Here is a 22,133-nt window from a genome sequence, read left to right on the forward strand (position 1 = left end):
ATAAAGACAAGGAGAATTCGATGAAAATCGCCCTCGACCCCCATATGCACCGGCATCTTTCGCTGCCAGAAACCTGTCGGCTGACCAAAGAGCTTGGGTATGACTACATCGAGCTCTCCCCTCGCCCTGATTTTATGGTGTGGTGGACGCGGCCACGCGCTTATCCAAGCGTGGTGCGTGAGTTTAAAAAGGCCATGAAGGAGCACGATGTTGGCCTTGCCAGCATGCAGCCCATGTACCGCTGGTCAAGCCCCTACCGTGATGAGTGGGAAATGGCCATGGACAACTGGAAGCGGATTATCGAAGTGGCGGTAGAGCTTGATAACCCGCTGCTGGTTTCCGAGTTTGGTCGTGGCGGTTCGGTCGAGCGCTCCCAGGCAGATCGCGCGGGTATTCATACTCCAGAAGCGTGTGAAAACGCCTTCTGGCGCTCCATGGATGTGCTGGTGCCCATTCTTGAGCGCGAAGGGTTAACGCTCAGCTTGGAACCGCATCCCGAAGACTGGATTGAAACCATGGAGCCTGCCATCGAGATTATCAAAACGATTAACTCACCGGCGATTAAAACCTCCTACATTGCCCCGCACTGCTTCTTTTATGGCGATGACCTGGAAACCACCCTGCGCGCCACCCAGGGCGAGCTTGTTCATGCCCGCATAGCGGATACGTTTAACCACAAGGCCTCGTCAGAGCTGCGCTATATCGTCAACCCTCCGGGTGCCAACGTCCGTGTCCACCAGCACTTGGATATGGGGGAAGGAGAAATCGATTGGGACATCTTCTTCAAGACGCTGCACGAAATGGGCTTTGATGGCGTACTCTCCAGTTGCGTATTTGGCTGGGAAGATCGGGCGGAAGCCTCGAACCGTTTTATGCGCGGCGAAATTCAGCGCTACGTCGACAAGTACTGGAAATAATAAGGAAAATAATCATGACCGTTAATATTGGAATTATCGGCACCGGTATGATCGGTGAAGAGCATGCCCGGCGCATTACCCAGCAGCTAACCGGTAGCCACATTGTGGCCGTGACTGACGTTAATCTGGAACAGGCCAAAGCGGTTGTAAAGCGTCTGGGCATTGACGCGCATGTTTATGAAGATGGCCAGTCACTGATTGATGCCGACAACGTCGATGCCATCATGGTGACTTCATGGGGCCCTACCCACGAAGAGTATGTATTGGCCGCTATTAAAGCGGGCAAGCCGGTCTTCTGCGAGAAGCCACTGGCTACCACCGCAGAAGGCTGTCGGCATATTATCGACGCCGAAATCAAGGCGGGGCGCCGCTTGGTACAAGTGGGCTTTATGCGCCGTTACGATAGCGGCTATCGGATGATGAAAGAAGCGATTGACGGCAACCGCTTGGGCGAGCCGCTCATGATTCACGCCGCCCACCGCAACCCGGAGGTGCCCGAGCGCTACATCACACCTATGGCGATCCATGACACGCTTATTCATGAGCTGGATACCTTTCGTTGGCTGCTGGATGACGACTACAAGAGCGCGCAGGTCGTTTTCCCGCGTAAAACACGCCACGCCCACAGCGAAGTGGCCGATCCGCAAATCGTCTTGCTGGAAACCGTCAAAGGCGTGCGTATCGACGTTGAAGTGTTCGTGAACTGCAAGTACGGCTACGACATTCAGTGCGATGTGGTGGGTGAAGAGGGCGTTGCGCGTTTGCCGGAGCCTCAGTCGCTCAAATTCCGTCAGGCGGGTCAGCTCTCCAGTGAGATTTTGATGGATTGGAAAAAACGTTTCGGTGAAGCGTTTGATGTCGAGCTTCAAGCCTTTATCGACGGCGCCGCGTCGGGTGAGCTGAGTGGTCCCTCCTCATGGGACGGTTACGCTGCTGCCATTACCGGCGATGTATGTGTGAAGGCGCAGGAAAGTGGCGCCATCGAGCCCATTGAAATGCCCGAACGCCCGGCCTTCTACGCCTAACGGTAGAAAACGTTGATCGACGGCTCCGCTGCCCTTGGCACGGGGCCGTTTTTTTAGCAGCTTTTAAAGACAGTCCATAAAGACAGTTCTTAAGGGCGGTTCTTAAGGGCGGTTCGTAAGGATAGTTCTTAAAAATGGTTGTTAAGAATAATTCGTAAGGACAGCAGCGCGGCTTCATGTACAACCAAAGCATAAAAGGATTGTAAGTTTCATTTATTGAATAGTTGGAATATAAATTCTATATTGAGTTGAAGACAAACTAATAACAATGTCCACTCCTGAATAGCCAAGGTAACACCGTTTCTCTTTACGAGTAACGCTGGGTTAGGGACTGGCGGCGCGTAGGATGTGATGTCATGAATGAGACCAAGACACTGGATCTAATTTGCCTCGGCCGAGCGGCGGTCGATCTATACGGCAACCAGGTAGGCAGCCGTTTGGAAGATATGAGCAGCTTTGCCAAGTACCTGGGCGGATCCTCAGGCAATATTGCTTACGGCACTGCTCGCATGGGGCTCAAGTCAGCGATGCTGACGCGGGTAGGCGATGAGCACATGGGCCGCTTTGTACGTGAAGAGCTTGCCCGGGCAGGTGTTGATACCAGCCATGTCGTGACCGATAAAGAGCGGCTTACGGCACTGGTTATCCTGGGCATTAAAGATCGTGAAACCTTTCCGCTGATTTTTTATCGCCATGATTGTGCCGATATGGCGGTGGACAGCGGTGACTTCGAGCCTGAGTTTATTGCCTCCAGTAAAGCGCTGCTGATTACCGGCACCCACTTCTCCACCGAGCAGACCTACCGGACCAGCAAAACGGCCATTGAATACGCCAAGGCGGCAGGCACCAAAGTGGTGCTGGATATTGATTATCGCCCCGTACTGTGGGGGTTAACCACTCTGGGCGATGGCGAAACCCGCTTTGTTTCCAACGAGGGGGTTAGCCGACATTTACAGAGCATTTTGCCCGATCTGGACTTGGTAGTGGGCACCGAAGAAGAGGTGCATATTGCGGGGGGGAGCACGGATACTATTACCGCGCTGAAAACGATTCGCGAGCTTACCGATGCAACCATCGTACTCAAGTTGGGTGCTCAGGGTTGCACCGTATTGGATGGAGAAATCCCCGCTAGCGAAGCTGGGTTCGAGCTGCATACGGGGGTGCAGGTCGATGTGCTCAATGTACTGGGGGCTGGGGATGCATTCATGAGCGGCTTCCTGCGCGGCTGGCTGCGCGAGGAAACTCACGCACAGAGCTGTGCGTATGCAAATGCCTGTGGCGCATTAGTGGTATCACGCCACGGTTGTGCACCTGCTATTCCCAGTGCTGAAGAGCTTGACGACTACCTCTCCAGGGCTGAATCCATAGCTCGCCCTGATTTGGACACCCGGTTGAATTATCTGCACCGCGTGACAACCCAGCGCAGTCCAAAGCAGTGGGACGACCTATGCATTCTGGCCTTTGACCATCGCAAGCAGCTTTTTGATATGGCGCGCGAAGAGGGCGCCGAGATAGCAAGAATTCCTTACTTGAAGCGTTTATTGGTTAAAGCCACCGAGCGCGGTAGCCAGCAACTGGGTAACAGCCAAGTGGGCGTGCTGATCGACGATACCTACGGTCAAGAAGCGCTCAATGATGTGACCGGACGCGACTGGTGGATTGCTCGGCCGGTAGAGTTACCAAGTTCTCGTCCTATTGAGCTTGAAGGCGGTCGCAGCATCGGCTCTCGGCTACAGCAGTGGCCCAAAGAGCACATTGTTAAATGCCTTGTCTTCTATCATCCCGAGGACAAGGTTGCGCTGCGCCAAGCGCAGGAGCGGCAGGTTATTGAGCTTTATCATGCGTGCGCCGAGTCGGGCAATGAGCTGCTGGTGGAAATTATTCCGCCCAAGGACATGGCCGCCGATGGGGATGTATTTATCAATGCCATGCAGCGTTTTTATAACCTGGGCGTTCAGCCTGATTGGTGGAAGCTTCCACCACAAACGCCGGCTACCTGGCAACGTATAAGCACGTTACTCAATATTCGAGCACCATATTGTCGTGGGGTCGTGATGTTAGGCCTCGACGCACCCGTCGATGAGCTGAAAAAAGGCCTTATGGATAGTGCCGGTGTCGATGTCTGCAAAGGATTTGCTGTTGGGCGTACTATCTTTGGTGAGCCGAGTCGCCGGTGGTTACGCGGTGACTACGATGATGAACAGCTCATCCAGGCCGTTTTGGACAACTACTTGGCGCTCGTTGGTGCCTGGCAGATGCGTCAGCAAGTGATCTAACGACTTCTTATTACAAGAGTGAAAGGCTATGAATACCATTCGACTCACCATGGCGCAGGCCGTTGTACGCTACATGACGGCCCAGAAAGTAGAAATTGATGGCGAAATCAAGCCGCTTTTCCCTGGCGTATGGGCCATTTTTGGACATGGCAATGTTGCAGGCTTGGGTGAGGCGTTATACCAAGCGCGTGAAACGTTGCCTACCTATCGCGCGCATAACGAACAGGGCATGGCGCACGCCGCGATCGCCTATGCCAAAACGCTAAATCGCCAGCAGGTTATGGCGTGTACCGCCTCTGCGGGTCCGGGCGCCACCAATATGGTAACCGCTGCGGCAGTCGCCCATGTTAACCGCCTGCCGGTACTATTTTTGCCGGGTGACACCTTTGCCACACGCACGCCAGACCCAGTGCTTCAACAGTTGGAAAACTTTGGCGATCATACGCTGACAACTAACGACTGCTTCAAGCCGGTCAGCCGCTTTTTTGACCGCATAACGCGCCCCGAGCAGTTGCTGACGTCGCTACCTCAGGCGGTTCGGGTACTCACCGACCCTGTTGAGTGTGGACCGGTCACCTTGGCGCTGCCCCAGGATATTCAGACGTTCGCCTTCGATTATCCCGAGCATTTCTTTGCAGAAAAAGTGCACCGTCTGCGTCGCCAGGCGGCTGACCGTCATGAGCTTGAAAGTGCGCTGCAACTGATTCGTCAGGCTAAAAAGCCGCTGGTCATAGCCGGCGGTGGTGCGCACTACTCAGGTGCATTGCCTGAGCTTGATGCGCTGGTTTCCAACTACCAATTGCCGGTAGGTGAAACCCAGGCAGGCAAAGGTGCGCTGCCCTGGGATCATGCGCAAAACACCGGCAGTATCGGCGTTACAGGCGGCGCAGCGGCCAACGCTCTGGCGGCGGAAGCCGATTTGATTATCGCCGTAGGCACGCGTTTGGGGGATTTTGCCTCCGGCTCCCGCGCCATGATCAACCCTGATGCCAAACTGCTGAGCATTAACGTTGCCTCGTTCGATGCGGTGAAACACAAGGGCCAGGCACTGGTAGGCGACGCCAAACTTACGCTGTCAGAGCTTTCATCGGGGCTTTCAGGCTGGCAGCCCGAAGGTATCTGGATTGAACAGGCCGCTGAACTGCGCGCTGACTGGAACAGCACGATCGACAAGGTCACCGCTGATCGCGGCACCAACCTGCCTTGCGATGCCGAAGTCGTTGGCGCCGTTAACCGTGCCGCCGGCGAGCAAGACATCGTAGTCTGCGCCGCCGGTGGTCTGCCTGGTGAGCTGCAAAAACTTTGGCGTACGCGCTTTGATCGTGGCTATCACATGGAGTACGGCTACTCGTGCATGGGCTATGAGCTGGCCGGGGGGCTGGGCGTCAAAATGGCCAAGCCAGACTCAGACGTCTTTGTCATGGTCGGCGACGGCTCTTATCTGATGCTTAACTCCGAAATTGCCACGTCGGTAATGCTGGGCCACAAGATTATTGCGGTGGTGCTGGATAACCGTGGCTATGGATGTATTCATCGCCTTCAGCTGTTCTGCGGTGGCCCGGGTTTTAACAATATGCTGGGAGATTGCCTGAGCATTGAACCCGGAGCGCCTAAAACCGATTTTGCTGCCCACGCTGCTGCTCTCGGTGCGCTTAGTGAACAGGTAGGCAATATTCAGGAGCTTGAAGTGGCGCTTAAGCGTGCCAAGGCATCTGACACCAGCTATGTGATTGCCATTGATACCGACGCCCTAGCAGATACTCAAGAAGGCGGCGCCTGGTGGGATGTTGCAGTGCCCGAGGTGTCCGAGCGCGCAGAAGTGAACACGGCGCGTGATCGTTACGAAGCCTACAAGGCACGCCAATTCCAGAACATGTAGGGCAATTGTCACTGCCCACTCAATAACAAACGTAACGGAGACCGCCATGAGCGTAAGAATTGGTATTAACCCACTTACCTGGACGAACGACGACATGCCAGCGCTGGGCGGTGACACGCCACTGGATAGCTGTCTTTCTGAGGGCAAGCAGGCCGGTTACTCGGGCTTCGAGCTAGGCCATAAATTCCCCCGCGACCCCAATGAGCTGGGCCCTATTTTAGATAAGCAGGGCCTTTCGCTGGTCTCTGGCTGGTACAGCAGCTCACTGCTAACGCGTAGCGCTGAGGAAGAGATTGATGCGCTTAAGCCGCACCTGCACCTGCTCAAGTCGCTGGGTGCCAAGGTCATGGTGTTTTGTGAAGTGACGCACTGCGTGCATGGAGAGCGTGAAATCCCGCTCTCCCACTCGCCGCGTATGAGCGAAGAGGGCTGGAAAACCTTTATTCCACGTCTTAATCAGGTCGCTGACTACTGCCAGGCGCAGGGCGTGCAGATCGCCTATCACTACCATCTTGGCACCGTCATTGAAACGCCTGATGAGATTGATCGGCTGATGGCCGAGTCGGTCCCCTCCGTTGGACTACTGTTGGACACTGGCCACTTGGTCGCGGCAGGTGGTGACCCCGTCGTCTTACAGAAAAAATATGCCGCACGCATTAACCATGTGCACTGCAAGGATATTCGTAAAGACATTCTGGCCGATGTGCGTAATCGGGATCTCAGCTTTCTCGATGGCGTGTTGAACGGCATGTTCACCGTACCCGGCGATGGTTATATCGATTACACCACGCTGTTTGAAGGGCTCAGGGCAAGCGACTATTCCGGCTGGGTGGTCGTTGAAGCAGAGCAGGATCCTGCGGTAGCGCATCCGCTGATGTACGCACGCTTGGGGTATGACAATTTACGCCGTTTCTGTGCTGACGCTCGCTTAACCGTGGATCAGTAAACCGACCACCAGAAGGAATCAAATAATGAGCATTTTAGGTAATTACATTAACGGCCAAGCCGTTGCCAGCCAAAGCGGCCGTACGGCACCGGTTTACAACCCCGCCACCGGTGAGCAGTCGCTTCAGGTAGCGCTCTCGTCGGCTGCTGAAACAGCGGACGCGGTACGCGTCGCCGCTGACGCCTTCCCGGCCTGGGCCAAAATGACGCCACTCAAGCGCTCACGCATTCTGTTCAGGTTCAAGGCATTGGTTGAAGAGCACACCGATGAGCTGGCCCGGATGATTTCCAGCGAACACGGCAAGGTGTTTTCGGATGCCAAAGGCGAAGTGACCCGAGGGCTTGAGGTGGTCGAGTTTGCCTGCGGTATTCCGCACCTGCAAAAGGGCGAGCACTCCATGAACGTGGGCACCGGAGTGGACAGCTACTCGATGATGCAGCCGCTGGGTGTGTGCGCCGGTATCTCGCCGTTCAACTTCCCGGCGATGGTGCCGATGTGGATGTTCCCCATCGCGCTTGCCTGCGGCAACACCTTTGTCATGAAGCCGTCCGAGAAAGACCCCTCCACGCCGATGCGCCTGGCAGAGCTTTTGACCGAAGCGGGCCTGCCCGATGGCGTGTTCAATGTCGTCAACGGCGACAAAGAGTCGGTCGATGTGCTGCTCACCGATGAGCGTGTCCAGGCGGTCAGTTTTGTCGGCTCTACACCGATTGCCGAGTACATTTACGCGACCGCATCGGCCCATGGCAAGCGCGTTCAGGCGCTGGGTGGGGCTAAAAACCATATGGTGATTATGCCCGATGCGGACCTTGATCAGACGGTGGGTGCCTTGATGGGCGCCGCTTATGGCTCGGCGGGCGAGCGCTGCATGGCGATCTCGGTGGCCGTACCGGTGGGTGAAGAGACCGCCAACCGGCTGCGTGAAAAGATCGAAGCCGAGCTTGCCAGGCTGCGGGTAGGCCCCGGCCTGGTCGACGGCCCGGACAACGATATGGGCCCGCTGATTACCCGCGAGCACCTGCAAAAAGTGAAGGATTATATCCAGACCGGCGTGGATGAAGGGGCCGAGCTCGTGGTCGACGGCCGCGAAACCCGTATCGAAGGCGCCGGTGAGGGCTACTTTGTCGGCGGTACGCTGTTTGATCATGTGAAGCCTGGTATGCGTATTCATGCAGAAGAGATCTTTGGCCCGGTGCTGGCGATCAGCCGTGCGGAGAGCTTTGATGACGCCGTCGCGATGATCAACGCTCACGAGTACGGCAACGGCACCGCTATCTTCACCCGCGACGGCGACGCCGCGCGCCAGTACTGCGAGCAGATCCAGGTGGGCATGGTGGGCGTCAACGTACCGATCCCGGTGCCCATGGCGTTCCACAGCTTCGGCGGCTGGAAGCGCTCGCTGTTTGGTCCGCTGCACATGCACGGCCCGGACGGCGTACGCTTCAATACGCGCATGAAAACCATCACCCAACGCTGGCCGAGCGGTATTCGTGAAGAGACCAACCACTTCACCATGCCGACGCTTTAGTTTTTAACTACTGCTGTTTCACGCCGTGCCCTCGGGCACGGCATTTTTTTTGGATTTTGGTCGTTGGGCATGGAGTTTATACATTGCCAAGGATTCCAGGAAAATAGCAAGCTGCTCGATTGCAGAAAGCGTCGCTTGCCGTCGTCGCACTTCTGAAACGTAATATATCGTGAGCGTTGTGGGTCTTACTGCCACATCATTATGGGTTTATACGAAAGGGCCACGAGTGGGCATGTTTTAAAGTCACAAGAATGTTTATAAAGTATAGTTAATGTTGTCGTTTGTCTATTAAGAAATTGATTTTAATATATAAAATATTCGCCATAAAGTTGAAGAATAGCAAGAAAGTGACAATGGGCTCTTTTGATAATTGATTTAATAACCGTTGAGCCAGAACCGTTAGGTAAAAATAATTATACAGGAGGTGCTTAATGAACATCCAAATTGCTAGCGCGCCTTGTTGTTGGGGTGTTGACGACGTGAATAATCCGAATTTGCCACCCTGGCAGAAAGTGTTGGATGAGGCCGCACAGGCGGGCTATCAGGGGCTGGAGCTCGGGCCTTACGGCTACTTGCCATTAACGCAAGGGCGTCTTAGCAAAAAGCTTGAACAGTGTGGCTTGAAAGTGGTCGCGGGCACTATTTTTGATGACCTAGTTGACCCCGCCAACCGGGATAATCTTATTCGTCAGGCGCATGAAATTTGTACCTTCTTAAAGCAGTTGCCCGCACTACCCAATCAACCAGACCAAGACCACCCTGCACCCTATTTGGTATTGATTGACCATGTTCACGATGAGCGCAGCCTATATGCGGGGCACTCCGAAAAAGCGCCGCGCCTGAACGATGTGCATTGGAACACCCTCATGGAGCATATTCGTACCATTGCTGAGCTAGCTAGTCGCGAATATGGTATCCGCGCCGTCATCCATCCCCATGCGGGAGGGTATATTGAGTTTGAGGACGAGATATTGCAATTGATGGCAGACATCTCTTATGACACCGCTGGACTGTGCCTGGATACTGGCCATCTCTACTATTCGGGCATGGACCCGGTCACCTGGATTCGCGACCATGCTGACCGAGTAGATTATCTGCATTTCAAAGATATTCAGCCAACCGTCTTTGAACATGTCATGGCCAGCCAAGTGGACTTTTTTGATGCCTGCGCACGTGGCGTTATGTGTCCCATTGGAGAGGGAGCTATCGACTACGATGCCATCTATCAACTTCTTCAAGAGGTTGGTTATAAAGGCTATATCACGATTGAACAGGAGCGAGACCCTCGCGATGCCGGCGGCAGTCTCGCCGACGTTACAGCCAGCTTAGCGTATTTGAAACACCGTGGCTTCCACCACACGCTTTGATGAGAGGATAAAACATCATGATTCAGGGTAATACAAAAGTGGCTGCGCCAGTGCGTTGGGCGATGGTGGGCGGCGGCCAAGGAAGTCAGATCGGTTATATCCATCGTTGCGCGGCGCTGCGCGACAATAGCTTTCAACTGGTGGCAGGTGCCTTCGACATCGATCCCGTCAGGGGGCGTGAGTTTGGCGTGTCGTTAAGGGTTGCACTCGAGCGTTGTTACTCAGACTACCAGACGATGTTTACCGAGGAGGCTAAACGAGAGGATGGTATTCAGGCCGTGTCCATCACAACGCCTAATAACACCCACTTCGCTATCTGTAAGGCGGCGCTAGAGGCTGGCTTGCACGTAATTTGTGAGAAGCCGCTATGCTTCACTGTGGCAGAGGCCGAAGCACTTAGGGCATTGGCGATAGAGAACCACTGCAGCGTAGGTATTACGTATGGCTATGCGGGCCACCAGTTGGTGCGCCAGGCCCGCGAGATGATCGCCAACGGGGATCTCGGTGAGATTCGCATGGTACACATGCAGTTTGCGCATGGCTTTCACAGCGAAGCCGTTGAAAATGCCAACCCCAGTACCCGTTGGCGGGTCGACCCTCGCTACGCTGGGCCCAGTTATGTGCTTGGCGATTTGGCAACTCATCCGTATTACATTGCAGAAATGATGTTGCCCAAGCTTCGCATCAAAAGATTGCTGTGTTCTCGGCAAAGTTTTGTCGCCAGCCGGGCACCGCTTGAGGATAACGCTTACGTACTTATGGAATATAAGTGTGGTGCCATGGGGCATTTATGGGCTTCCGCCGTCAACGCTGGTTCGATGCATGGGCAAAAAATACGGGTAGTTGGCTCTAGGGCAAGTATCGAATGGTGGGATGAGCATCCAAACCAACTGCGTTACGAAGTGCAAGATGAACCTGTACGTATTCTCGAACGGGGCATGGAGTATTTATATCCTCAAGCACGGGAGGATGATCGCATTGGCGCCGGTCACCCAGAAGGCTTATTTGAGGCGTGGGCTAACCTGTACTATCGCTTTGCATTCGCTATGGAGGCGATGGATCGTGGCGATGTGGCGGGTGCTGAAGAGCTAAAGGTGCCGGGTATTGATGCCGGCTTAGAAGGCGTGCGTTGGGTAGAGAACTGTGTACGTTCTGCCGATGCTGGTGCGACGTGGGTTGATTACCTCTGACGTGGCGAGCGTTTGACGCTAGCTCGAGTTACCAGGTCATCTATTAATACCGTTAAGAATAAGGCTCACGCCGTGATTCAGCGCTTTATGAAACCTGACCGTAGTGGCGCTCCAGTGGTTGAACAGCCGGGTGAGCTGCTCTATATGTGTATGGTTGAAGGCAAGCAGAGCGAGATGCCGCGAACCATGCATCGCCACCCTGACTGCACAGAAATCGTTTTTATCAGCGAAGGGCAGGGGACCCACATCATTGGCGGCCAGACGTACGCTACTCAAAACGGTGATGTTCTGATTTATAACAGCGGTACATTGCATGATGAGGCTGCTCAGCCAAACGCAGGTATTGTCGCCTATTGTTGTGGTTTTCAAGGGGTTAAGCTTAGAGGTCTGCCTGCCAATCATCTTGTTTCCGCACAGAGTCAACCGGTGTTTGGCAGTGGCGAACATTACAATTCGGTGAAGGGTTTGATGCAGTTACTATATGACCAGATCAACGTTAATAAGAACGCTGATATTTGTCATCATTTGCTGCAAGCGTTGATTCAGTTAGTAAACCGAATGACGGTTCAGCCTGATGTGCAGCTGAATATTATAGATTACGACCTTGGGCAGGAAGTGAGACGCTTTATTGATGAACGGTATGCCGACGAGCTCGACCTTCAGGCACTCGCTAAGCGTTTTAAAGTAAGTCGCTATCATCTTGCTCACTGTTTTAAAGCCTCAGTCGGCTGCTCACCTATCCAATATATGATTCGCCGCCGAATGGGAGAGGCGCAAACACTGCTTATTAATACGGCGCTGAGTATTACCGACGTTGCCGAGCAGGTTGGTTATCATTATCCTGGCTACTTTAATTCTGCTTTCAAGAAGGTTGTGGGTGTGCCTCCAGGTACCTACAGAAAATATTATCTTGGCAAGTAGCAAGGCCTCAAGTTCAGCGTACAACGCTATGGAAGGCTGCTTGAACCGGAGACAAATGCTTGAGCACTTGGGTCTGGCAGTTTTCAGCGCAAATGCGCTATACGCTCTCGGGTGTATAGATATCAATGGGCAAGATAAATTGCCGTGTTCCTTCTGGCCTGTGCTCTTCAGCGAGCCAGTCCACCATGGCGGCGATGGTGCGCTCGGCCAGTTCGCGGCGGGGGAGTGAAAGCAGCATGTCTACCGTACCGTCTATCAAGGCGGCCCGCGTCGTTGCGGTCAAGTCGTGGCCTAATACAAAAAGATCCTGCCGGTTGTTTTGACGCAGCGTCGTCACAACGCCCTCAATGCCACCACCGGCTATATACAGCCCCTTCAGGTCAGGCTCTGCGTGCAGCAACGCTTGGGTAGCCTGGGCTGCCACGGCGGGATCTTCAAGGCTAAACATGGGCTCTACCACGCTAAAGTCGGGGGCCTTCTCGCGGAAGTAGCCGCGAAATCCAATCTCGTAAAGCTCTTGGCAAACATAGCGGTGACTGCCCGTGATAATGCCCACAGGGCCTGGGCGGGTCATGCGGCTCATCGCCCACGCAGCCGTGCGACCCATTTTGCGTGCATCCTGTCCGATAAATCCGGCGCTCTGGCCGCCCGCCGGAAGCTCTGAAAGCAGGGCAAAGACAGGAACACCTCGCTGGCGTAACCGGGCAATGGTGTGCGACACCTCAGGATGGTCGGTTGCCACTATACCGATCACCTCTACCTTTTGACCCAGCCGCGCCAGCGCAGCAGAGACCTGGCCTGGGTCCAGAGTGTCGCAGTACTCAATAACAGGCGATAGCGTGGCCGTTTGATAGTTTTTTGATGCGTCTATCAAGGCGTCGGCAATAATGCGATAAACCGGGGAGCGCCGCTTCTGAAGCAGGAAGCCAAGCTTGATGACCGACGCGTGAGAGCGCTTTCGACTATGTTCTATTTTCTCTGGTTTTTCTATGTAACCTAGTGATTTTGCCGCTATTAAAACCTTTTCAGCGGTTTCCTTTCGGACACTTGCTCGGCCGCTGAAAACACGATCAACCGTCGCCACCCCGACCCCGGCAACGTTTGCGATATCGACCATTGTAGGGGTCGACGATGGCTTTCTGGTCATGGATTATCGCTCTTAATGATTTTTCTATCGTAAATCTATCACAAATATATCAAATAACAAAGATGACGAGATCAACATGACCCAAAAGATAGCCGATCTGTTAACCCCCCATCAGTTGAAACTGGGGATTAATCCTCTCAGTTGGACCAACGATGTTATCACCGAGTTTGGTGACGATACCCCGGTCGAGACCTTTCTGCGTGAAGCCGCTGAGTGTGGCTACCAAGGGGTAGAAATGGGACGCAAGTTTCCGCGAGACGCCGCCGCACTCAAACCCTTGCTGGCTGGCTACAGCCTGTCGCTGGCTAGCGGCTGGTACTCCGGGTTTCTGGCTGAGCGCGATGTTGAAGCCGAGCTTGAAGACGTCGCCGCTCATGCTGATCTGCTGGCCAGCTGTGGCGCCAAAGTGATGGTATATGGCGAGTGCGGCCTGATGCCGGGCGATGACCCGCTGAATGTGCCGCTGTCACAGACGCCGGTGGTGTCTCAAGCCAACTGGCAGGCGTATGGCGAACGCATGACGCGCTTCTCAGAAACCCTCAAGGCCCGTCACGGTATTGCGCTTGCCTACCACGCCCACTTGATGATGGTAGTGGAAAGTGAAGCCGAGATCGATTCACTGATGGCCAATACCGGCGATGCCGTTGGTCTTTTATTTGATGTGGGGCACGTGGTGGCGGGAGGCGGTGACTTAAAAGCTCTGTTGGCCCGCCACGGCAAGCGTATCAATCATCTCCACTTTAAAGATATTCGTCGTGACGTAATGGCGAACGTCCGCCAAGACGACATTAGCTTCAACCAGGGCGTGCGTAACGGTATGTTCACCGTACCGGGCGACGGTTATCTAGATTTTTCGCCGCTGATCGATTTTGCCACCAACACCGATTACCAAGGCTGGCTGATCGTTGAAGCCGAGCAAGACCCCGGTAAGGCGCCGCCCAAAGAAATGGCCGAAATCGCTTATCGCCATATGACGCATCTGCTTGAAAACCGCTGAGCACATCATGCAAACCACTTTGTTTATACAGCGTCAGGTGGCGCTCTACGTCAGTTAAAGGAGGCAGCAGCATGTCTAAAACACTCAATATTGGATTGATCGGCAGCGGTTTTATGGGACAGGCGCATGCGGATGCTTACCACCGCGCGCGGATGCTTTACCACGACCTGCCGCTCATTCCGCATCTTTATGCGATTGCCGATCAGGGTGATGAGGCGGCAGAAACGGCGCGCAGCCGGTTGGGCTTTGAAAAGAGCTATGGCGACTGGCGCCAACTGATTGATGATCCCAAGGTTGATGTTGTCGATATTACCTCGCCCAATGCGCTGCACCACGAAATGGCGCTGGCCGCGATTGCCGCAGGTAAGCATGTTTACTGTGAAAAGCCGCTGGCCATGAGCGATGAGCAGGCCCGCGAAATGCATGAAGCCGCTGAGCGGGCTGGCGTAAAAACCATGGTGGCCTTCAATAACACCAAAACCCCCGCTGCCTTGCTGGCAAAGCAGCTGATCGATGCGGGTGAAATCGGCCGCCCAATTCGCTTTCGCGGCACCTTCGACCAAGGATTCTTTAACGACCCGGATCTACCCTGGTCCTGGCGCTGTTCTCGTGAAGGCGCAGGTACTGGGGCGCTGGGGGATCTGGGCGCGCACATTATTAGCGTGGCGCAATTTTTGATGGGTGACTTTGAACAGGTCAACTGCCAGACCCAGACCCAGATTACCGAACGCCCCATGCCGTCAAGCGATGCAGGCTACGCCAGCAAAGTGGATGAGAATGCAGAGCGTCGTCGGGTCGAGAACGACGACCAGACTCAGGCACTGGTCAAGTTCACCTCCGGCGCGGGCGGTGTGATTGAAAGCTCCCGGGTGGCCGCAGGCCGCGTATTTGGCGTGTATTGGGAAATTTCAGGCACCGAAGGCACGCTCTATATGGACGGCGAGCGCTTTAACGAATTACAGGTGTACCGCTTTAATGACGACAAGCGCGACCGGGGCTTCAAGACCCTGCTGGCCGGCTCCCAGGTGCCGCAGTACAGCGCCTTCTTCGGGTTTGACTTTGCCGGCGGCGGCTTGGGTTTCTTCGACGTAAAAGTAATTGAAATCTATGACCTGATTCAGGGCATTGCCAATCAGAATGATTGCTACCCCAACTTCGCGTTTGGACGCGCCAACCAGCGCATCATTACCGCGATGGACGAATCTTCCCAAAGCGGTCAGTGGGTTCATGTCTAAGTTATGTACTACCGCGCCCTCTTTTGAGGGCGTGCCCGTTTGATCAGGCTGAAGAGGTTATTGGTCGGTAGGTGTTTGCTCTGGGGGGCGAGTTCGCCTGCTTCTTGTCGGCATCGTCGCCAGTATTTATGTGGCCTTTGCTGGTAGCTTATAGCGCCTGGAAGGGCAGCTCAAATGAACAGTTAAACGCAGGAGAGCATCATGTCCCATAAGAAAATTCGCGTAGGTATGGTCGGTGGCGGCCCGGGGGCGGGGATCGCTAAGGCCCACCGAATGGGAATGCGGCTGGATGACCGCTTTAATCTTGTCGCGGGGGCCTTTTCGCGTTCGCTTGAGAAGTCGCAGCAGGCCGCTGAAGAGCTGGGCATTGATCCTTCACGCGTCTATGAAAGCTACACGCAGATGGCGCTTGTGGAGAGCGCTCGCGATGACGGTATAGAGGCAGTGGTCATTGTCACGCCCAACGACAGCCACTACCCGGTATCCAGCGCGTTTCTAGAAGAGGGCATCCATGTGATCTGCGATAAGCCCATGACGGGGAGCCTGGACGAGGCCGAGAGCCTGCATGCGTTGGCCGAGGCGCGGGGGATGGTGTTCGCGTTAACGCATAACTACAGCGCTTACGCCATGGTTCGCGAAGCCGCTCACCTTGTACGTACCGGCGCGATTGGTGAGCTGCGTATTGCCATGGTCGAGCACGCCTCCGGCTGGGCCGCCGCCAAGGAAGAAGATGACCCTAACAATAAGCAGGCCGCCTGGCGCCTTGACCCAGCGCGAGCCGGTACCACCAGCGTTATCTCTGACCTAGGCACTCATGCTCATCAAATGCTGCGCTTTGTCAGCGGCCAAGAAGTGACAGAAGTCTCGGCAGAGTTAGGCACCTGCGTGCCAGGGCGACGCGTGTTTGACGACGCCCAGCTGCAAGTACGCTTGAAGAACGGGGCGCGCGGGTCTATGTGGGTCAGCATGGCCGCAACGGGCAGCGAACATGGCCTACGCTTTCGCCTGTATGGCGATAAGGCGTCCATGGAGTGGAACCAGATGGATCCGCACTATCTCACTCTGAAATATCCGGATGGCCATAGCGAAACCCGCGTGCAAGGGCATGATAGCCAGAGTGACGCTCAGGCCCGCTTAACGCGGGTAGGGCTTGGTCACCCTGAAGGCTTTATTGAGTCGTTTGCCAACCTGTACAGCGATGTTGCCGACGTTATCCAACGTTATCAGCAAACGGGCAAAACTGCATACGACGATGTACCTCTACCCAATAGCCGAGATGGTTTACTGGGCGTACGCTTTGTTAAAGCTGTCGATGAATCCCACGAGTCGGCAGGCCGCTGGGTAAAAATCGCGCTTTAACCAGTAATTAAACCATCAGTAATTAAACCATCCGTATTTAAAAATGAGGTGCGCCTATGCAACGTTTTGCACTTATCGGGGCAGGCTTTATCGGTGCCCTGCATGCCCAAAACTTGTCTCTTCACCCACGGGCCTCGCTTGAGTTTGTGGCGGACATTGACCCGGCAAGGGCAGCCACGCTGGCGTCAGAGTATGGCGCCCAGCCTATCGCCATTGAGGACGTATTTACGGCCGATATTGACGCTGTATTGATCGCTTCATCAACGCCGACACATGCCGATTATGTGGAGCGCGCAGCCCAGGCGGGTAAAGCGATCTACTGTGAAAAGCCCATTGATCTTGATACGCCGCGTGCCGAGCGGGCCGTCGCTGCGGTTCGCCTAGCAGGTGTGCCGCTGATGATTGGCTTTACGCGCCGTTTTGACGCCAGCCACGCGGCCCTTAAAGAGGTGGTAGCGGGGGGGGAGCTGGGCAGCCTTGAGCTTGTGCAGATGACCTGCCGCACCCAGCAAATGCCGCCCATAACGTACATCGAAGCCTCGGGCGGGCAGATGCGCGATCAAACCATTCACTTTTTTGATCTGCTTTGCTGGTTGACGGATGACTTGCCCGTGGAAGTGCATGTGATCGGTGGCGCGCTGGCCGATGCGCGTGTTGGCGAGCTGGGCGATGTGGATACCTCCATCGCCACACTACGTATGGCCTCTGGTGCGTTGGTGCAAATCGATAGCGCACGGCGTACGGGCTATGGCTACGACGAACGTATTGAGCTTTCGGGATCGGAGGGGATGGCTGAGTCCCGGCGGCAGCCGCATCGGCACTTGGCTCTTCACAAGGGGGGCGAGCAAGTCCTTGATGGGCTACACAGCGACTGGCTTAACCGTATCGAGCCCACCTTTTATGCCGCGCTGGATACCTTTGTGCGCGGCCTTGAGGGCGAGCCGGTTGACTATCCCGATGCCAGTGACGCTCTGCTTGCGCAACATATTGCAGATGCCGCTACACGGTCGCTTCAAACCCGTATGCCGGTTGCCTTAGCGCTTAAGCGGGAGTGAGTGTCGACCAAAGTATGGAACGAAATGTTTGATATTAAAAAATATAGAATATAAATTCCATGTTATCTGATAGTTTATTTTCCTCAAACTTTCAGTGCTTATAGCCCAACAACAATAGGAGATGCGCATGAGCACTCATACGTCAGCGTTACCGTCTACGGGTAGCGTTAGCGCGACCCCCATAAAAGAAACATCTCGGACTGGAGAGTTCGAACACCAGCGCATTCCTGACAGCCACCAGCTTAGCGGCAAGTACTTTTTAGGCTCCTTTGCCGGCGAGCACGTTGCGGGGACCGAGTTTGTGATTGGGGCCTCGTTAGTGGCATTGGGTGTCAGCACCAGCGACCTTTTATGGGGATTGCTGATTGGTAACCTCTTTGCGGTGCTTTCCTGGGCCTGGATATGCAGTCCGGTCGCTGTTCGTTCGCGCATGACCATCTATTGGTATCTGGAAAGGCTCGCGGGAAAGCGCTTCTCACTTGTTTATAACTTATTGAATGGCATTGTCTTTGCGGTGATATCGGGGGCGATGATTACTGTTTCCGCCTCGGCCTTCCGAGTCGTTACCGATATACCGCCGCAGACCGCCTGGTACCCGCAGAGCATAAGCTTTGTAGCACTGGTGCTGTTTGTAGGCGCGATCACCGTGTGGTTGACTACCAAGGGCTTCAAGCTAATTGCTAACTTCTCAACCGTCTGTGCTCCCTGGATGGCAACGATGTTTCTGGTCAGCGGGGTTGTTACCGTACCGATCCTACTTAATATGGGCGAGTTGGAGGGTATTACCTCGCTCTCTGGCGTTGTGGATACGTTTGTATGGACAGGCGTCACTCCCGGCGGAGGCCCCGGTATTTCGGTATGGATTATTGCGGCCTGGGCGTGGGGGGCTAACCTGCCTCAGCACTTGGGAATGAGCGATATGACCATCATGCGTTTTGCACGTAAGTCGTCCTATGGCTATTTTTCCGCGGCAGGTATGTATATTGGCCACTATATGGCATGGGTGTGTGCTGGGTTGATGGGCGCCACGGCAGCACTGCTGGCAGGCTCACAGCTTACCGAGATGGATCCTGGTGGCGTGGCCTTCCGCGTGTTGGGCGCCATGGGCCTGATCGCCGTGGTGATTGCTGGTTGGACGACTTCCATCCCATGCCTGTATCGAGCGGGCCTCGCTTTTCAGTCCGTTTTTCCTAAACATTCGCGTATCCGCGTCACGGCGATCACGGGCGTTGCTACCACCATTATTGCCTGTTTTCCCTTCGTGTTTACGCAGTGGCTGAACGTGCTTTCCTACTTCATTATGCTGATGGCACCGGTGGGCGCGATTATCGCCGCCGAGCACTTCTTGCTGCCGAGCATGAATATCCGCCCGTTCTGGCGTGAGCACCAGGGGCTTGCTGGTAATCGGCCTGCCTTCATTGCCTGGGGGGTGGGTATTGCCGTGGGTATGGCCTGCCTAGCTGAGGGCTCGCTGCATCTCTTTACGCTGTTTATCCCGGTCTGGTTCTCAAGTTTTTTCGCCTATCCTTTACTGTGTCGTCTCCACGGTGCTTCCAGTGAACAGGGTGTCGATTTTTATCAGGAGGCGTATGGCCCGCTGAATCCGCCTGACCACGAGGGTGACGATGTGCCCATGCACCTGCCGGTACACCGCCGCGACCCATGGTACTTTACGGCGCTGGGATGTCTGCTGGTGATCGTTGGGAGCGCCGGTTGGGCATGGTTTCAGGGAATGGATTCATCCGCTTACCTGAGTACATTCCAGCTGTTGATTATCGTACCTACGATCATCTACTTTGTGGCCGCTACACTGTGGATGAAAAATCGGCGGTCGCCGCGTAGTGCGTAGTACCGATGGCTAATTAAAAAATCGGCTCCCAGAGGAGCCGGTTTGCGTTTGAACAGTTGTGCATCGAATGGCTTGCTTAGTGACTTTTCGTACCAACCCTAAGCTCAATTGGTTGGTTCAGGTCGCGTCGCGAGCCAGCAGGCGATGCACGCCAGCAGCGCAACGATAGCCCAGCGTAACCAGCCTTCGCCTAAATGCCAGAGCAGGATCATTGCGCTGGCAAAAATACTGCTTACCGCGATGTATTTAGCGCGTCTGGAAATAGCGCGCTCACGCTCCCAGTTTTTAATCAAAGGCCCAACATAACGCCGCGAACGGATCCACGCTTCAAAGCGTGGTGAGCCTTTGGAAGCGCAATATATGGCGCCCAGCATAAACTCGGTCGTGGGCAGCAAGGGCAGGAAGATACCGATAACACCAATCCCAAAACTCAGCGCAGCAAGGCCTACCCATAAGGCGCGTACTAGCGTTAGGGGCTCTTTTGATGGGCGCTTTGGCGGTGAGCTTACGGGTGGTTTCTCGTTCATTTATCCAGTTTCTCATGGATAACAGGGCTTGGCGATGCGCCAGGTCAGGCGATGACCCACTAATAGGTGGATACGCTAAGCATACTACGCCGTATTAAGAACGGGTTAACGCTCTTCAAGCGCGCATTAACGCATTAGTGCCAGTAGCGGGGTAGAGGTCGTCTGGCTCGTGAGTGCCTGGAGTTCTGCCTCGTACACATCAGCAATGCTGGCGGGGACGAGAACGTCATGTGGTTTACCATGCGCTATACGCTGTCCCTTTTGCAGTAACCAAACGTAGTCGGCGTAAGTGCCGGCCAGGTTCAGGTCATGTAGGACGCATACGATGGCCATATGATGCCGTGTGGCCCAGGTGCGTAGTTGACGCATTAGTCGCTGCTGCTGGCCGATATCCAAGGCGCTGGTAGGTTCATCCAGCAGAAGTAGGCCGCCATCCCTGGCAGCGTCCGAGCGCCGCGAGAGCAGTTGGCAGGCGCCGCGGGCGATCATCACTCGCTGGCGCTCGCCGCCCGAAAGCGAGAGCACGCTGCGCTTGGCGAGCGGGACGAGGTCCAGGTCATCGAGCAGTTCGGCGATGAGTGCTTTATCGGGGTTGCTCCCCAGACACACCAATTCTTCCACTCGCCAATCGAAGCCGACAGGCTCCTGCTGAGCGACAAGCGCACGTCGGCTGGCGAGCGCGGTGATCTCCCACTCATCAAGCAAGCGACCATCTAGCTGTACGGTGCCCTGTTCGCAGCGGCGATAGCCTGACAGCATGCTGAGCAGCGTGCTCTTGCCTGCGCCATTAGGCCCTACAATCGCGAGCAGTTCGCCTGGATGGATCTCACCATTCATAGGCGCTAGTGCGGGAGTTGAGGTTAGCCCCGCTTGATGCAGAGTCAGCATGACGGGCTCCGGCGCATAAGCAGATACAGGAAGTAGGGCCCGCCCAAAAGGCTTGTTAGCAGCCCGACCGGGATCTCGGCAGGTGCACCTAGCGTACGTGCCAGGGTATCGGCGACCACTAACAGCAGCGCCCCGCCCAGCATTGAGGCAGGCAGGAGTAACCTGTGTCCGGGCCCTAGCCAAAGCCGTAGGCAGTGGGGAACCAGCAGGCCAAGAAAGCCAATGACACCGGTGAGCGCTACGCAAAGCCCGACGCCAAGTGAGGTGGCCACGACAATGCGGCGTTTGAGGCGGTTGGCGTCCAGCCCCGCCGCATGGGCCGTGGTTTCGCCTAGCTGAAGCAGGTCAAGCTCGCTGGCACTGCGCATTAGCATCCACAGTGCCAGGCTAATCAGTACCAAGGCGATAGCGGTGGTTCGCCATAAGGCATGGGTTAGCGTGCCCATGCCCCACAGGCTCAGTTGGCGCAGCTGTTCATCGCTGGCGATAAACGCAAGGACGCCACCCGCAGCGCCGGCCAGAGTGTTAATCGCCAGGCCCGCTAGCAGCAGGGTCATAACGGCGGCACTCCCACCCTGACGTTTGGCCAAGCCAAACACGATGACACATACGCTCAGCGCGCCCAAAAAGCCAGCAGCAAACTGGCCGTAAAGGCTGTTGACGGCGCTATCCTGAAAAATAACGATCCATAGCGCCACAAATAGCCCAGCACCGCTGGCAAGGCCGAGCAGCGTTGGGTCGGCCAAGGGATTACGAAATAGCCCCTGCATGGCAGCGCCGCTGCCCGCAAGCATGGCGCCTACGACAACCCCCAGCAGCAAGCGCGGTAAGCGCAGCTGCCACCAAACCTGTGTGCTGAGCGTATCGGCATTGCCGTTTAGCAGTGCCCATGGGGAGAGCCCTAATGCGCCCGACGCCGCGCCCCACGCCAAGGCAAGTAACAGCGCAAGCGTTAAGCCGATAAGGACTCGTGGAGCGCGCCCCATCGGTCGCATCGTACGCTGACGATAAGCCGTTAAGCTGACCA

General features: G+C 55.3%; 18 protein-coding genes. 14 read left to right on the forward strand and 4 right to left on the reverse strand.

All coding sequences use genetic code 11. The features are described 5' to 3' along the window. Positions 1–20: 20 nt before the first annotated feature. The 9 genes from FKN99_RS10745 to FKN99_RS10785 all read left to right on the forward strand — a co-directional run bounded on the left by FKN99_RS10745 (position 21) and on the right by FKN99_RS10785 (position 12,049). Complete coding sequence (locus FKN99_RS10745) at positions 21–917, forward strand: sugar phosphate isomerase/epimerase family protein (protein ID WP_172117839.1); 897 nt, start codon at positions 21–23, stop codon at positions 915–917. A gap of 14 nt (positions 918–931) precedes the next feature. Beyond that, positions 932–1,942, forward strand: coding sequence for a Gfo/Idh/MocA family protein (locus FKN99_RS10750; protein ID WP_172117840.1), 1,011 nt, complete (start codon positions 932–934; stop codon positions 1,940–1,942). A 356-nt stretch (positions 1,943–2,298) separates the two neighbouring features. After that, positions 2,299–4,218: a bifunctional 5-dehydro-2-deoxygluconokinase/5-dehydro-2-deoxyphosphogluconate aldolase gene (locus FKN99_RS10755; RefSeq protein WP_172117841.1), complete on the forward strand. Its 1,920-nt coding sequence runs from the start codon at positions 2,299–2,301 to the stop codon at positions 4,216–4,218. A 28-nt stretch (positions 4,219–4,246) separates the two neighbouring features. Further along, positions 4,247–6,097, forward strand: coding sequence for a 3D-(3,5/4)-trihydroxycyclohexane-1,2-dione acylhydrolase (decyclizing) (iolD, locus tag FKN99_RS10760; RefSeq protein WP_172117842.1), 1,851 nt, complete (start codon positions 4,247–4,249; stop codon positions 6,095–6,097). Between the two features lie 46 nt (positions 6,098–6,143). Continuing rightward, entirely contained in the window at positions 6,144–7,043 is a 900-nt protein-coding gene (iolE, locus tag FKN99_RS10765) for a myo-inosose-2 dehydratase (RefSeq protein WP_172117843.1), read from the forward strand. A 25-nt stretch (positions 7,044–7,068) separates the two neighbouring features. Then, a complete protein-coding gene (locus tag FKN99_RS10770; protein WP_172117844.1) occupies positions 7,069–8,571 on the forward strand; it encodes a CoA-acylating methylmalonate-semialdehyde dehydrogenase in 1,503 nt (500 codons plus the stop codon). Positions 8,572–9,002: 431 nt separating this feature from the next. Next, entirely contained in the window at positions 9,003–9,938 is a 936-nt protein-coding gene (locus tag FKN99_RS10775) for a TIM barrel protein (protein WP_172117845.1), read from the forward strand. Positions 9,939–9,955: 17 nt separating this feature from the next. Further along, the gene (locus FKN99_RS10780; protein WP_172117846.1) at positions 9,956–11,128 is read left to right on the forward strand and encodes a Gfo/Idh/MocA family protein; all 1,173 of its coding nucleotides are present in this window, start codon (positions 9,956–9,958) and stop codon (positions 11,126–11,128) included. A 72-nt stretch (positions 11,129–11,200) separates the two neighbouring features. Then, positions 11,201–12,049: an AraC family transcriptional regulator gene (locus FKN99_RS10785; RefSeq protein WP_172117847.1), complete on the forward strand. Its 849-nt coding sequence runs from the start codon at positions 11,201–11,203 to the stop codon at positions 12,047–12,049. 97 nt (positions 12,050–12,146) lie between these two features. On the opposite strand, the gene FKN99_RS10790 is transcribed toward FKN99_RS10785, so the two are convergent. Next, positions 12,147–13,196: a LacI family DNA-binding transcriptional regulator gene (locus FKN99_RS10790; protein WP_172117848.1), complete on the reverse strand. Its 1,050-nt coding sequence runs from the start codon at positions 13,194–13,196 to the stop codon at positions 12,147–12,149. A 76-nt stretch (positions 13,197–13,272) separates the two neighbouring features. Between FKN99_RS10790 and iolE (FKN99_RS10795) the strand changes: the two genes are divergently transcribed. The 5 genes from iolE (FKN99_RS10795) to FKN99_RS10815 all read left to right on the forward strand — a co-directional run bounded on the left by iolE (FKN99_RS10795) (position 13,273) and on the right by FKN99_RS10815 (position 19,691). After that, positions 13,273–14,193, forward strand: a complete 921-nt coding sequence (gene iolE / locus FKN99_RS10795; RefSeq protein ID WP_172117849.1) for a myo-inosose-2 dehydratase — start codon at positions 13,273–13,275, stop codon at positions 14,191–14,193. A 71-nt stretch (positions 14,194–14,264) separates the two neighbouring features. Next, the gene (locus tag FKN99_RS10800) at positions 14,265–15,428 is read left to right on the forward strand and encodes a Gfo/Idh/MocA family protein (RefSeq protein WP_172117850.1); all 1,164 of its coding nucleotides are present in this window, start codon (positions 14,265–14,267) and stop codon (positions 15,426–15,428) included. Positions 15,429–15,629: 201 nt separating this feature from the next. Then, complete coding sequence (locus tag FKN99_RS10805; protein ID WP_172117851.1) at positions 15,630–16,787, forward strand: Gfo/Idh/MocA family protein; 1,158 nt, start codon at positions 15,630–15,632, stop codon at positions 16,785–16,787. Between the two features lie 56 nt (positions 16,788–16,843). Beyond that, positions 16,844–17,842 (forward strand): Gfo/Idh/MocA family protein, encoded by a 999-nt coding sequence (locus FKN99_RS10810; protein ID WP_172117852.1) that lies wholly within the window; start codon positions 16,844–16,846, stop codon positions 17,840–17,842. Between the two features lie 127 nt (positions 17,843–17,969). Beyond that, positions 17,970–19,691 (forward strand): purine-cytosine permease family protein, encoded by a 1,722-nt coding sequence (locus FKN99_RS10815; RefSeq protein WP_172117853.1) that lies wholly within the window; start codon positions 17,970–17,972, stop codon positions 19,689–19,691. Positions 19,692–19,795: 104 nt separating this feature from the next. Here the strand turns inward: FKN99_RS10815 and FKN99_RS10820 are convergent, their stop codons facing one another. From FKN99_RS10820 to FKN99_RS10830, 3 genes are all read right to left on the reverse strand, one after another. After that, positions 19,796–20,218 carry a YbaN family protein gene (locus FKN99_RS10820; RefSeq protein WP_172117854.1) on the reverse strand — a complete coding sequence of 141 codons (423 nt, stop codon included), beginning with the start codon at positions 20,216–20,218 and terminating at the stop codon, positions 19,796–19,798. A gap of 126 nt (positions 20,219–20,344) precedes the next feature. After that, positions 20,345–21,106: an ATP-binding cassette domain-containing protein gene (locus tag FKN99_RS10825; protein WP_172117855.1), complete on the reverse strand. Its 762-nt coding sequence runs from the start codon at positions 21,104–21,106 to the stop codon at positions 20,345–20,347. Next, positions 21,100–22,092, reverse strand: a complete 993-nt coding sequence (locus FKN99_RS10830; RefSeq protein ID WP_172117856.1) for a FecCD family ABC transporter permease — start codon at positions 22,090–22,092, stop codon at positions 21,100–21,102. Before FKN99_RS10830 ends, FKN99_RS10825 begins: the two co-directional genes overlap by 7 nt. Between the last annotated feature and the right edge of the window lie 41 nt (positions 22,093–22,133).

Origin of the sequence: Halomonas hibernica (genome assembly GCF_013183775.1) — a bacterium.
In the GTDB taxonomy this organism is placed as follows: Bacteria; Pseudomonadota; Gammaproteobacteria; order Pseudomonadales; family Halomonadaceae; genus Vreelandella; species Vreelandella citrativorans.